13 protein-coding genes and 1 tRNA gene are annotated in these 12,110 nt (G+C 70.5%); 9 read left to right on the top strand and 5 right to left on the bottom strand.

The features are described 5' to 3' along the window. Nucleotide 1 precedes the first annotated feature (1 nt). The gene (locus ACFVSU_RS00310; RefSeq protein WP_387136611.1) at nucleotides 2–2,602 is read right to left on the bottom strand and encodes an ATP-dependent DNA ligase; all 2,601 of its coding nucleotides are present in this window, start codon (nucleotides 2,600–2,602) and stop codon (nucleotides 2–4) included. Nucleotides 2,603–2,673: 71 nt separating this feature from the next. On the opposite strand from ACFVSU_RS00310, the gene ACFVSU_RS00315 reads away from it, so the two are divergent. Then, on the top strand, nucleotides 2,674–3,579 hold the full coding sequence (locus tag ACFVSU_RS00315; RefSeq protein WP_387136613.1) for a Ku protein: 906 nt from the start codon (nucleotides 2,674–2,676) through the stop codon (nucleotides 3,577–3,579). A gap of 19 nt (nucleotides 3,580–3,598) precedes the next feature. Here ACFVSU_RS00315 and ACFVSU_RS00320 read toward each other — a convergent pair whose 3' ends face one another. From ACFVSU_RS00320 to ACFVSU_RS00330, 3 genes are all read right to left on the bottom strand, one after another. Further along, complete coding sequence (locus ACFVSU_RS00320; protein WP_387136615.1) at nucleotides 3,599–4,363, bottom strand: DedA family protein; 765 nt, start codon at nucleotides 4,361–4,363, stop codon at nucleotides 3,599–3,601. 45 nt (nucleotides 4,364–4,408) lie between these two features. Next, nucleotides 4,409–4,490 (bottom strand) — tRNA-Leu (locus ACFVSU_RS00325). Between the two features lie 67 nt (nucleotides 4,491–4,557). Next, nucleotides 4,558–4,764: a PLDc N-terminal domain-containing protein gene (locus ACFVSU_RS00330; protein WP_056367805.1), complete on the bottom strand. Its 207-nt coding sequence runs from the start codon at nucleotides 4,762–4,764 to the stop codon at nucleotides 4,558–4,560. A gap of 102 nt (nucleotides 4,765–4,866) precedes the next feature. Between ACFVSU_RS00330 and ACFVSU_RS00335 the strand changes: the two genes are divergently transcribed. The 7 genes from ACFVSU_RS00335 (at nucleotide 4,867) to ACFVSU_RS00365 (ending at nucleotide 9,353) form a co-directional block, all read left to right on the top strand. Next, nucleotides 4,867–6,015, top strand: coding sequence for a CpaF family protein (locus ACFVSU_RS00335; protein ID WP_387136617.1), 1,149 nt, complete (start codon nucleotides 4,867–4,869; stop codon nucleotides 6,013–6,015). Further along, nucleotides 6,012–6,869, top strand: coding sequence for a type II secretion system F family protein (locus tag ACFVSU_RS00340; protein ID WP_387136619.1), 858 nt, complete (start codon nucleotides 6,012–6,014; stop codon nucleotides 6,867–6,869). The genes ACFVSU_RS00335 and ACFVSU_RS00340 overlap by 4 nt, the downstream gene beginning before the upstream one ends. After that, entirely contained in the window at nucleotides 6,866–7,798 is a 933-nt protein-coding gene (locus ACFVSU_RS00345; RefSeq protein WP_387136621.1) for a type II secretion system F family protein, read from the top strand. Before ACFVSU_RS00340 ends, ACFVSU_RS00345 begins: the two co-directional genes overlap by 4 nt. A gap of 18 nt (nucleotides 7,799–7,816) precedes the next feature. Beyond that, complete coding sequence (locus ACFVSU_RS00350) at nucleotides 7,817–8,017, top strand: hypothetical protein (RefSeq protein WP_056368355.1); 201 nt, start codon at nucleotides 7,817–7,819, stop codon at nucleotides 8,015–8,017. Between the two features lie 61 nt (nucleotides 8,018–8,078). Beyond that, on the top strand, nucleotides 8,079–8,456 hold the full coding sequence (locus tag ACFVSU_RS00355; protein ID WP_387138645.1) for a TadE/TadG family type IV pilus assembly protein: 378 nt from the start codon (nucleotides 8,079–8,081) through the stop codon (nucleotides 8,454–8,456). After that, entirely contained in the window at nucleotides 8,431–8,904 is a 474-nt protein-coding gene (locus tag ACFVSU_RS00360) for a TadE family protein (protein ID WP_387136624.1), read from the top strand. Before ACFVSU_RS00355 ends, ACFVSU_RS00360 begins: the two co-directional genes overlap by 26 nt. Before the next feature lie 17 nt (nucleotides 8,905–8,921). Beyond that, nucleotides 8,922–9,353 (top strand): pilus assembly protein TadG-related protein, encoded by a 432-nt coding sequence (locus ACFVSU_RS00365; RefSeq protein ID WP_387136627.1) that lies wholly within the window; start codon nucleotides 8,922–8,924, stop codon nucleotides 9,351–9,353. Between the two features lie 22 nt (nucleotides 9,354–9,375). Here ACFVSU_RS00365 and ACFVSU_RS00370 read toward each other — a convergent pair whose 3' ends face one another. Further along, nucleotides 9,376–9,981: a LuxR C-terminal-related transcriptional regulator gene (locus ACFVSU_RS00370; RefSeq protein WP_387136629.1), complete on the bottom strand. Its 606-nt coding sequence runs from the start codon at nucleotides 9,979–9,981 to the stop codon at nucleotides 9,376–9,378. A 146-nt stretch (nucleotides 9,982–10,127) separates the two neighbouring features. Here ACFVSU_RS00370 and ACFVSU_RS00375 point away from each other — a divergent pair, with 146 nt between their 5' ends. Then, on the top strand, nucleotides 10,128–12,029 hold the full coding sequence (locus ACFVSU_RS00375; RefSeq protein WP_387136631.1) for a hemagglutinin: 1,902 nt from the start codon (nucleotides 10,128–10,130) through the stop codon (nucleotides 12,027–12,029). Nucleotides 12,030–12,110 lie beyond the last annotated feature (81 nt).

The following is a 12,110-nucleotide window of genomic DNA, read 5'->3' on the forward strand; positions in this document are numbered from 1 at the left end:
GTCAGTCTTCGCGCCGCACCTCGGCGGGCGACTTGTCGGGACGCAGTCCGCGCCACCTCGGGTGGCGGAGGATTCCGCCCGGGGTGAACTCGCCGTACTCGACTTCGCCGACGAGCTCCGGCCGCACCCAGAGCGCGTCCCGCGCGTCGAGCGGCGGCACGCCGACGAGCGGATTGTGGTCGGTGCGCAGCGGCGTCAGCTTCTTGAGCAGCATCGACAGCGTCGAGTCGCTGAATCCGCTGCCGACGCGGCCGGCGTACTGCAGGCCGTCGGCGCCGGGGATGCCGAGCAGCAGCGACCCGAAGGTGGTGGTGCGCCCGCCCTTGCCGGGTCGGATGCCCGCGATCACGACCTCCTGGGTCCTGGTGTTCTTGACCTTCAGCCACGACTCGGAGCGGCCGCCGCGCAGGTACCGCGACGCCGGGTCCTTGACGACGATGCCCTCGAGGCGCAGCTGCTCGCTCGTGTCGAGCGCGGCGTCGACATCGTCGAACACGGGCGGCACGGTGATCGCATCGACGGATGCCGCGGCCACCGCCTCGAGCACGTCGCGGCGTTCGCGCAGCGCGAGCCCGGCGAGGTCGTCGCCGTCGTGCGAGAGCACGTCGAACAGGTAGTACCGCACGGGCGTGCGCCGCGCCACGCGAGCGATGTCGCCGGCGTGCTCGAGGTTCATCCGGGTCTGCAGGAGCGGAAAGCTGGGCCGGCCGTCGGGTTCGAGAGCGACGAGCTCGCCGTCCACCACGCACGGCTCCGCGCCGAGGCCGGCGTCGACCGCCGTCAGCTCGGGGTAGCGGTGCGTGACCTCGTTGCCGCTGCGCGCGAACAGACGCAGACGCTGCCCGTCCCACGCGCCGACCGCGCGGATGCCGTCCCACTTCATCTCGACCCAGGCCCCGGTGCCGTGTTCGCGGTCGGTCCACGTGCGCGCGGCCAGGCGCGCCTGAGCGGGGGTGGCACTCGTCGCGAGCATGGGGCGCAGCTCGGTGGCGGGCGGTGCCGATGTTCCTGGAATCCCGGTGAACTTCCGGTTCACACCGGTGCGCACGTCGGCCGCGGCGATCTGAGCGCCAGAGTCGCCGTGTGAGCCGGAACGCACTTGGGGTCTTCGACTGGTGGCAGCGCCCCGACCGTCCGGCGCGTTGCGAACCGCGTCGGCCTGGGGGCTGGGCTCGACGACCGCGCCGTCCGGCTGTGTGCGGCCCGCAGCATCCGTCTTCATGCGGTGCAGCAGCCAGCTGGACTTCTCGCCGTCGCCGGCGGTGCGGATCAGCGCCAGCCGGACGCGCCCGAGCGGGCCGCCGGGGCGGCCCTCGAGCGTCGCGATGACCTCGTCGTCGCGCCACTTCTCGAGCTCGTAGCGCCCGTCGTCCCAGATGGTCACGGTGCCGCCGCCGTACTCGCCCGCGGGGATCGTGCCCTCGAACGTGGCGTACTCCATCGGGTGGTCCTCGGTCATGATCGCGAGGTTGTTGCGCTTGTACGAGTGCGGGACGCCGCGCGGTACGGCCCAGCTCACCAGGACGCCGTCGTGTTCGAGGCGGAAGTCCCAGTGGAGCGCTGTCGCGTGATGCTCCTGGATGACGAATCTCGGAAGTTCGCCGTGAGGCGACGCGCCGAGAGGATTCGCGGGCACCGGCTCGGGGGTGCGGTCGGCGCTCCGCTTGGAGATGTACGCCGACAGCGGGCCGGACTCGGCGTCGCGGCCGCCGGCGTGGAAGCCGAGCGCGGCCATCGGGTCGCCGATGGTCTCGGCCCGTTCGAGCACCTCGGTGAACTCGAGGTGGCGCAGCCCGGGATCGTCGAGCTCGTCCCAGGTGCGCGGCGCGGCGACCGTAGGGTGCGGCCGGCCGCGCAGCGAGTAGGGCGCGATCGTCGTCTTGGACCCGTTGTTCTGACTCCAGTCGATGAGCACCTTGCCGTGCCGCTCGGTCTTCTTCATGCTGCTGACCACGAGGTCCTTGTGGTCGGCCTCGATCGCGCGGGCGAGCTCGTTCGCGAGCGCGGAGGCCTGCTCGGTCGACTGCCCCGGGGGCAGCGCCGTGTACAGGTGGATGCCCTTGCTGCCGCTCGTGACGGGGTAGGGCTCGAGCCCCATGTCGAGCAGGATCTCGCGGGCCCAGCCCGCCACCACCGCGCACTCCGCCAGGCCGGCGCCGGGCCCGGGGTCCAGATCGAGCACGAGCCGGTCGGCCGGACCGCGTCCGCCGCCGGCGTCGAAGCGCCATTGCGGCACGTGCAGCTCGAGGCTCGCCACCTGGGCCAGGTAGACCAGCGTCGGCACGTCGCCCACGAGCGGGTACTCCTTGGTGCCCGTGGAGTGGGGGATCGGCATCCGTCGCACCCACGACGGCGCGCCGCGCTCGAGGTCCTTCGCGAAGAAGACCATGCCGGGGTCGTCGTCGGTGCCGACACCGTCCGGCCACCGCTTGCGGGTGACGGGTCGTCCCACGACGTGAGGGATGAGGAGCTCGGCGATGCGCGAGTAGTAGTCGATGACGTCGCCCTTGGTGGTGCCGCTCTCGGGGTAGAGCACCTTGTCGAGGTTCGTGATGCGCAGGCGGCGGCCGCCGATGCGCACCAGCTGCTCGTCGCCCGCCATGGGCTCAGAGTATCGGCGCGCCGTGACGCAAGGGGTGGCCGCGTGTCGGCGCCCTGGTGTTCACTGGTGGGGTGAGAGCGATCTGGAAGGGTGCACTGACGTTCGGACTCGTCAACGTGCCGGTGAAGGTGTACTCGGCGACCGAGGACCACGATGTCTCGCTGCACCAGGTGCACAACAAGGATGGCGGGCGCATCCGGTATCAGCGGATCTGCGAGATCGACGGTGAGGTCGTGCCGTACTCCGACATCGACAAGGCTTACGACGACGGTGAGAAGACCGTCGTCCTGACCAAGGAGGACCTCGAGTCGCTGCCTGCGGAGCGCAGTCGCGAGATCGACGTCGTCGAGTTCGTGCCGAGCGAGCAGATCGACCTGCTGACGCTCGACCGTGCGTACTACCTCGAGCCCGACTCCGCCTCTCCCAAGGCCTACGTGCTGCTGCGCAAGACGCTCGAGCAGACGGATCGCACGGCCATCGTGCGCTTCTCCCTCCGGCAGAAGACCCGGCTGGCGGCGCTTCGCGTGCGCGACGACGTGCTGGTGCTGCAGACCCTCCTGTGGTCCGACGAGGTGCGAGAAGCCGCCTTCCCCTCGCTCGACGAGTCGGTGCGCATCTCGGCGAAGGAGCTCGAGCTGTCGGCGTCGCTGGTCGAGAGCTTCTCGAGCGACTTCGATCCCGAAGAGTTCAAGGACGAGTACCAGGAGGAGCTGCGCACCCTCATCGAGGCGAAGCTCGAGAAGGGCGACGCGCTCGACACCTCCGAGACCTTCGGCGAGCAGGAGGAAGAAGAGGCCGGCGGCGAGGTCATCGACCTGATGGCCGCGCTCCGCGCCAGCGTCGAGAAGTCCCGTGCAGCCCGCGAGGGCGGCGATGCGAAGGCAGCGTCAGGAAAGACGGATGCTGCAGCCCCGGCGAAGGCCGACTCCAAGGCACCTGCGAAGAAGCCTGCGGCGAAGAAGAAGAAGGCGTCCTGACAGACCGAGCGACGTCGGCTCAGGCCTTGGGTGCGTCGCCGTGCTCGGGGCCCCGTTCGAACACCTCGGGATCGAGGACGAGCGCCTCTGCCTCGGCGTGGTCGGTGACGACGTCCTCACCGGCCGCGGCGGCCTTCTTCGCCTTGCTGCGCTCGCGGAGGTAGTGCCACAACGTGACGAGCGCCGTGCCGCCGACGGCGACCAGCAGGATGAGGTCGATGTAGTTCTCGACGAACGTGGCGACGGGCGGGATGTAGCCGAGCAGGTAGCCGAACATCGTCAGCCCGAAGCCCCACAGCACCGCGCCGATGAGGTTGTAGAGGGTGTACTTCCACTTGTTCATGTGGCCGATGCCCGCGGCGACGGGCGCGAAGGTGCGGACGATCGGCACGAAGCGCGCCAGGATGATGGTCAGCCCGCCGAACCGCTCGAAGAAGGCGTTGGTGCGTTCGACGTTCTTGACGCTGAAGAGACCTGATTCCTTCTTCTCGAACACCGCAGGGCCGCCCTTGTGGCCGATGTAGTACCCGACTTCACCGCCGACGAAGGCCGCGAGGCCGATCAGCAGGGACACCACCCAGATGTTGACGCCGAAGATGTTGCTCGTGTGCGTCAGCAGCCCCGAGATGACGAGCAGCGTGTCGCCCGGGAGCAGGAAGCCGATGAGCAGACCCGTCTCGGCGAACACGATGAAGCACACGACGACCAGCGCCCATGGGCCTGCCCATTCGATGATGGCGGCCGGATCCAGCCAGGGGATCAGGGCTGTGGGAACTGCGTGCACGATGGTCGTCCCGTCGTCAGTCGGCGGAGGATGCGAGAACTCGCGTGCGGAAGGTGGGACTTGAACCCACACGCCCGGAGGCACAGGAACCTAAATCCTGCGTGTCTGCCAATTTCACCACTCCCGCGAGGCTCTCAGTCTACTGAGGCGACTGGGGGTCGGCTGTGGGGCTGGCCCCCGCTCCGACCGGGGGATCAGCGGCGGATGCCGAACAGGAAGTAACTCGCGGGGCCGATCCAGTTCACGAGGATCGCGGGGATCCACGCGACCTTGGGTCCGCGGACCTCGTCGGCGTCGCGGTGGGCGAGATCCCAGAATGCGAGGAACGCGAACGCGACCTGCACGATGCCGAGCACGCCGAGTCCCGCCTTCGCCGCGGGGGCCATCTCCGTCTTCGTCATCTTCGTCCCTTCGTCTGTTCCTCCATCCTGCCGCGCCGGCGGTCCGCTCGCATCTGTGGATAACTTTCGGCTGGCTCCGGGGCGAATTGGGAGGATGCAGACGTGACTCCCGCCGCCGCCCCCGTCGCGTCCGTCGTGGCGGAGCGCGTGCGGGAGCGGCTCCGGGCCGAGCGGTCGGATCCGACCCGCGACCCCGAGTTCGCGGCGCAGATCGCCCGCGCAGAGGTGCGCCGCCACAACGACTTCGCCCTCGCACGCGGCCTCGCCCCGGTCGACGACGAGACGGCGTGCGTGCGCGAAGTCCTCGCCGCCGTCTCGGGGTTCGGCCCGCTGCAGGCGTACCTCGACGACCCGACCGTCGAAGAGGTCTGGATCAACGCTCCCGACCGCATCTTCGTCGCCCGCAGCGGCGTCCCCGAGCGCACGCCGCTCATGCTCACCGACACGGCGGTGCGCGATCTGGTGGAACGGATGCTGCAGTCCAGCGGTCGTCGAGTCGACCTGAGTCAGCCGTTCGTCGACGCGTCACTCCCCGACGGCTCCCGGCTTCACGTCGTGATCCCGGACATCACGCGCCGGCACTGGGCGGTCAACATCCGCAAGTTCCTGCCCGCGTACCGGGATCTCGGGCGCCTCGTCGCGGCGGGCTCCATCGCCCCGGAGGCCGCGACGCTTCTCCGCGACGCCATGATCGCCGGGCAGTCGGTGCTGGTCTCGGGGGCGACGCACGCGGGGAAGACGACGCTGCTCGGCGCGCTCATCGCCGCGTGCCCGCCCGAGCAGCGCATCGTGACGGTCGAGGAGACCTTCGAGCTCGCGGTCGCCGCGCCGGACCTCGTCGCCCTCCAGGGGCGCCAGCCGAGCCTCGAGGGGACCGGTGAGGTGACACTGCGGCGACTCGTGAAGGAGGCGCTGCGCATGCGCCCCGACCGGCTCGTCGTCGGCGAGGTGCGCGACGCTGAGGCGCTCGACCTGCTGCTGGCCCTCAACACCGGCGTTCCCGGTGCCGCCACGATCCACGCCAACTCCGCTCGCGAAGCGCTCGGCAAGCTCGCCGCGCTGCCGTTGCTGGCCGGGCGCAACATCGACGCGAGCTTCGTGCAGCCGGCGGTGGCGGCATCCGTCCATCTCGTCGCGCATTGCGAGCGCGACGCGAGTGGCGCACGGCGGGTGGTCGAGATCGTGGCGCCGACCGGAGTCGCGGACGGCCTGATCACCGCTCACACTCTCTACCGGGCGGTCGCCGCGTGACCTTCGTATGGGGAGCGGTGCTCGCCGCCGGGCTGCTGCTGATGCTGTCGCCGTGGTTCTGGCCGGCGGGCTCGCGTCGTCTGGGTGCGCCCCGGCGCGGGCGGATCTCGCGTCTCCTCGAAGACGCGGGGATGTCCCGCGTGTCCGTGCCGTCGATCATCGTGGTCGCGGGGGTGTGCGCTGCGGTGGCGGCTGCGGTGGCGTGGCTCATCGCGCCGGTCGCCGCGCTCACTCTGGTCGCGGCCGCGGCGGGGTTGCTCGCGCCCTTCATCTGGCTGAGATCGCGTCGCTCGAAGCTGCTGCGCACGCGGCGCGGACTCTGGCCGGACGTCTGCGATCTGCTCATCGCGTCGGTGCGCGCGGGGATGTCGCTGCCTGATGCGGTCGCGAGTCTCGCGGACTCGGCTCCCGCAGAACTGCGGCCGGCGTTCGCGGCGTTCGCGCGCGACATGGCCGCGTCGGGGCACTTCGACTCGAGCGTCCAGCGGCTCAAGACGAACCTGGCGGACCCGGTCGCCGACCGCATCGTCGAGACCCTGCGCATGGCCCGCCAGGTGGGCGGCACCGAGCTCACCGCGGTGCTGCGCGCGCTCGCCTCCTCCGTGCGGGCCGACGCGGCGCTGCGGGCCGAGGTTGAATCGCGGCAGTCGTGGATCCGCGGCGCGGCCGTGCTCGGCGTGATCGCCCCCTGGGTGATCCTCGCGATGCTCGCGATGCGTCCGGAGGGCGCCCGCGCGTACGGCAGCCCGGGCGGCATCGCGCTCATCCTCGTCGGCGCGGCGGTGTCGCTCGTCGCGTACCGGCTCATGATCCGTCTCGGCCGCCTTCCCGAACCGCGGCGGTGGTTCGGGTGATCGGATTCGCGATCGGCGACGTCGCGTATGCCGTCGTGCTCGGCACGGCGCTCGGTGTCGGGGTGTGCCTGCTGATCTCGCTCGCTCCGCGGTGGGGCGCGCCCAGCCTGGCGCGGAGGATCGCGCCCTACATCCGCGACGTGACCGATCCTCGGGGCCTCGACGTGGCGGGTCCTGCGATCGGAGGGTCGCCGTTCGCGTGGTCGGCGTTCGCGCAGCGTCGCCTCGCCCGGATGGCAGGCGGTGATGCGGCGCTCACCCGGCGCCTCCATCAGGCTGCATGGACGATCGACGCCGCCCGCTTCCGTGGACGGCAGCTGGCCTGGGCGATCGCGGGACTCGCGATCGGCGGCGCGGTGGTCGTCGTGCTCGTGCTCGTCGGCCGCGGATCGCCCGTCCTCGGCCTGCTTCCGCCGGTCGCCGCCGTGGCCGCGGCGCTCGCGTACGACGCGTGGCTCACGCGCGCGGCGCGAGCACGGGCCGCACGCATCGAGGAGGAGCTGCCGACGGTGCTCGAGTTCCTCGCGCTGTGCCTCTCGGCGGGTGAGGGGATCCTCGACTCGCTGCGTCGAGTGAGCGAGGTGGGCGCGGGGGAGCTCACCGCGGAGCTCCGCGGCGTCGTCATCGCGGTGGGCACCGGCTCACCGCTGTCGGAATCGCTCACCCGTCTGGCCGCAGGACTCGAGATCCCCGCGCTCACCCGCTCGATCGACCAGCTCGTGGCGGCGATCGAGCGAGGCGCGCCGCTCGCTCACGTTCTCCAGGCGCAGGCGATCGACGCTCGCGAGGACGCGAAGCGCACACTCATCGAGCGCGCGGGCCGGAAGGAGATCTACATGCTCTTTCCGCTCGTCTTCCTGATCCTGCCGCTCAGCGTGCTGTTCGCGGTGTTCCCGGGGATCTTCATGCTTCGACTCGGACTCGGCTGACGGCCGGAAGGAGAAATGATGAAAGCACGGATGCTGCGCCTCACGGCTCGTCTTCGCACCACCGCGCGCGACCTCGCAGACGACGAACGGGGTGACGTCCCCGGCTGGGTCCTCATCACGCTCATGACCGCGGGGCTCGTCGTCGTGATCTGGGCGATGGCCGGGCCGGCCCTTGCCGACCTGTTCGAGCAGGCGATCAGCCGCGTCTCCGGGCTCTGACGTCTTGCGTGCCGGCCTGGTCCGCGCGTTGTCGAGCCTGCGCGCCCGACTCAGCGCTGACCTGCGCGACGACGCCGGGGCGAGCCCCGTCGAGTTCGTCCTCGTCGGCACGCTGCTCACCGTGCTCACCCTCGGTGTGCTGCAGTTCGGCCTCGCCGTGTATGTCCGCAACGTGGTGCACGACGCGGCCGTCGAGGGGGCCTATCACGCGGCCCTTGCCGACACGACCCTCGCCGAGGGCGCGCAGCGCACGCGCGACATCGTGGGTCGCGCGATCGGCGCCGAGTACGCGACGGACGTCAGCGTGCAGGAGACGGCGGCGCTCGGCCAGCGGACCGTCGAGGTGCGAGTCGAGGCGACCCTGCCCCTCGTGGGCCTGCTGGGTGCGCCGCGCGGATTGGAGGTGACGGCGCATGCGCCCGTCGAATCGTTCGACTGACGGCCTCGCGGTGGACCCGCTCGGAGACGACCGCGGCTCCGCGGCGCTCGAGTTCATCCTCGTCGGGCTCCTCCTCCTCGTGCCGCTCGTCTACGTGGTCGTGGCGCTCGGCCTCATCCAGGGGCAGAGCCTCGGGGCCGAGGCCGCCGCACGTCACATCGCGCGCGCGGTGTCGACCGCGAGCGACGTGGACGACGCGCGCGCCCGGGCCGACGCGGTGCTCGCCGCAGTGGCGGAGGAGTACGGCCTCGACGACGTCGACCTCTCCATCGACTGCACGCCATCGGGCGCCGCCTGTCCGCGGGCGGGTGCGACCCTGCACGTTCGCGTCCGCACGACGGTCACGCTGCCGCTCGTGCCGCCGGTGCTCGACCTCGACCACATCGCCGCGGTCCCGATCGAGGCGTCGTCCGCCCACAAGGTCTCGCGCTTCTGGAGCGAGCGGTGATGGCTCGGGTGACGCGCGTGATCGCACGCAGGAACAAGGCGGTCGACCCCGATGACGCGGGCAGCGTCCTCATCCTCACCCTCGGCTACGCCGTGCTGGCGATCGCGGTGATCCTCGTCTGCACGGCGGCGACGAGCCTGTACCTCGCGCAGAAGCAGCTCGACGCGGTGGCGGATGCCGCGGCTTTGGCCGCAGCGGACGGCTTCGACCTTTCGGTGGTCGGCGGCGAGCCCGTCGCCACGCTGACCGACGCGGGCGTGCGTCGGGAAGCCGAGACGATGATGGGTGCCCTCGGTCCCGAGGCGCGACTCGTCTCGGCTTCGACCCCCGACGGAGTCTCCGCGCGGGTGACGGTCGCCGGGCAGTGGCATCCGCCCATCGTCACCGTGTTCGTGCCCGACGGCGTCGCCCTCGAGGCCACCGCCACGAGCCGCACGGCGCTGCGCTGACGCGCAGGCACCGCCGTCGGCTCTACGCCTCCGAGCCGGCCGTGGCGCGGGCGGCGAGCGCCACCGCCTCCATGCGCGAATGCACGCCGAGCTTGCCGAGCAGGTTCTGCATGTGCGCACCGACCGTCTTGATGCTGATCCCCATCTCGGTGGCGACCTGCTTCTGCGACATCCCCTCGGTCGTGAGCGCGAGCACCTGTCTCTCCCGCGGGGTCAGCGACGAGAGCCGGCGGAGGTCCGCGGTCGCGCCGCGCGCCGGCCGCGTGCGCTCGATGAGCCGTCTCACACGAGCCAGGAACTCCTCGGCATCCATGGACTCCGCCGCGTAGTCGTCGGCGCCCACGAGCAGCCCGGCGACGACGTCGGCGGGCGTCGTCCGATCCGCCGACACGAGCACCGCGGGCATCTCAGGCCCGTAACGATCTCGAAGCTCCCGCAGGAACCCGCAGCCGCCGTCCTCGACCTCGAGGATCGCCACCTCGGGCGCCACGCCGTTCAACTGCGCGGCGGCCTGTGTCGCCGTCGCGAATGCCACCGCGGACAGCCCCAGCCGGCCCAGCAGCGCTACATATTCGGTCCTGACGTGGTCACCTGCGACCACGAGTGCGAATGACTCTTCCGTGCTCACGATTCCTCCCCGAATCGCGCGCCCTCCCGCTGGGACCGATGACCTAGGGAGTTCCCCGGAATCCCCATCCGCACTTCACCCAATGGTCGCGTCCCCACGCGGTTCATAGCCTAAGCCCAGCAATGGCCTGGGGAAAGGGGAGGACCATGTCTGAGGACAAGCGGCGGCGCGCGCTCGCCGCGGGGATCACGGGCTGCCTGGTGGCGGCCTTCGTGCTGGGCGGTGCCGTCGCCGCGTCAGCTGCGGATGGACCGTACAACATCGACGGGAACGTACCGGACGCGAACACCGCCAACCTGTCCGACCTGTTCGGCAGTGTCAAGGAGCTCGGACCGGCCAACTCGAACACGACGAAGATCGGCGTCATCCACAACGACGGACTGCCGACGCTCGACACCACCAACCCGAACGCTCAGGTGGATCTGCGTCAAGCGTGGCTCGACACCGAACGCGACCCCGCCGCCCCCAACCACGACTGGCTCTACTTCGCCTGGGAGCGCGACAGCAACAGCGGCAGCGGCTTCATCGCCTACGAGTTCATGCAGGATCCGGCTCCGGCGGGCTGCGCGTATGACACCGCCACGGACGCCCAGCTCATCGCCAACTGCAACCCGTGGGCGAACCGCAGGGCCGGCGACTTCATGATCCTCTGGGACCAGCAGGGCGGCAGCAGGGATCTCTACCTGCGCACGTGGAGCGGCACGAAGCCGAACCTCACCCTGGGTGCGCCGACGTTGCTCGACGCAACGGTCTCGCAGGCCGCTTACAGTGCGGACGGCTTCCGAGGCGAAGCGGCGGTCGACTTGACGGCCACCATCTTCGGCGGCTCCACCGCCTGCAAGACCTTCGCGAACACGATCCCCAGCACGGTGACCGGAAACTCCGACACCGCCGACTACAAGGACACCATCCTCAAGAACGCTCCGCCGATCACCAACTGCACGTCGACCACGGTCACCACGCCGAAGCTCGGCGACGGCACGACCAACATCCCGGCCGGCGGTGCGTCCATCGGAACGGGCGTCCTCGCCGTCAAGGACTCGGCGGTGGTCAGCGTCATCGGCGGGACGGCCACTCCGGCCGGCTCGGTGGCGTTCTTCCTCTGCAAGGTGGACGCTCCTGGTCTGTGCACGAGCCCGAACGGAACCTCGGTCGGCAGCACGAACCTCACCGGCTCCGCGTATCCGGTGACCGTCGTCTCACCGACCGCCTATGTCACTTCGGCAGGCAGATACTGCTGGCGCGCCACCTTCACCGGTGACTCCGCCAATGGCATACCGAGCTCCGGCGACTCGAGCGCGACCGAGTGCTTCACCGTGAATCCGGTGACACCGACTCTGTCCACGAGCGCAGGCGTCGACGTGCTCCTCGGCACGGCGGTCACCGACTCGGCCACGCTCGGAGGCACCGCGACGCAGCCGGCCAACCCGGTGATCAACCTCACCGGTACGGGAGGCGCTCCGGCAGGCGGCACGATCACGTTCAAGCTGTACGGCCCGAGCGCGACCGGGTGCGGCGCCCTCGCGTACACCTCGCCGACGGTGGCGGTCAGCGGGAACGGCACGTACTCCACGCCGAACCCGCAGTTCGTGCCCACCGCGCCCGGTGACTACCACTGGGTCGCGGAGTACAGCGGCAACCCGCCGAACACCAACGCGCAGACGCACAACACCGCGTGCACCGACACCGCCGAGGACGTGACGGTCACCGCCATCCAACCGACGATGACGACGGCCCAGCGCTGGACGCCGAACGACTCCGCGACGATCACGGCGTCGGCAGGCGGCAACCTGGCCGGCACGGCGTCGTTCACGCTGTACCCGACGACCAACTGCACGGGCACTCCGGTGCTCCCGACGATCAACGTCCCGGTGGCGGGCGCGTCGCCGCAGACGCCGAGCACGGCGAACACGGTGGCGGTGACGGCGGGTGGCTCCTTCTCGTGGAAGGTCAGCTACGACAGCACCAACCCGGCCCAGCTGGACATCGCCGACACCTGCAAGGAGGTGTCCACCCTCACGATCAACAACAACTTCGTGCAGCCGTAAGGCACGGGTGACGGGCTGACCGGCCCGTCGAGCACGATCACCGCGGATGGCGTCCGGATCGCAGAAGTCCGGACGCCATCC

The organism is Microbacterium sp. NPDC058062, from assembly GCF_042885375.1.
Lineage (GTDB): Bacteria > Actinomycetota > Actinomycetes > Actinomycetales > Microbacteriaceae > Microbacterium > Microbacterium trichothecenolyticum_C.

Excerpts from the sequence above, each read along its gene's own strand:
- ACFVSU_RS00375 (WP_387136631.1), top strand. The coding sequence starts at position 10,128 with ATGTCTGAGGACAAGCGGCGGCGCGCGCTCGCCGCGGGGATCACGGGC.
- ACFVSU_RS00360 (WP_387136624.1), top strand. The coding sequence starts at position 8,431 with ATGCGCCCGTCGAATCGTTCGACTGACGGCCTCGCGGTGGACCCGCTC.
- ACFVSU_RS00310 (WP_387136611.1), bottom strand. The coding sequence starts at position 2,602 with ATGGCGGGCGACGAGCAGCTGGTGCGCATCGGCGGCCGCCGCCTGCGC.
- ACFVSU_RS00330 (WP_056367805.1), bottom strand. The coding sequence starts at position 4,764 with ATGACGAAGACGGAGATGGCCCCCGCGGCGAAGGCGGGACTCGGCGTG.
- ACFVSU_RS00350 (WP_056368355.1), top strand. The coding sequence starts at position 7,817 with ATGAAAGCACGGATGCTGCGCCTCACGGCTCGTCTTCGCACCACCGCG.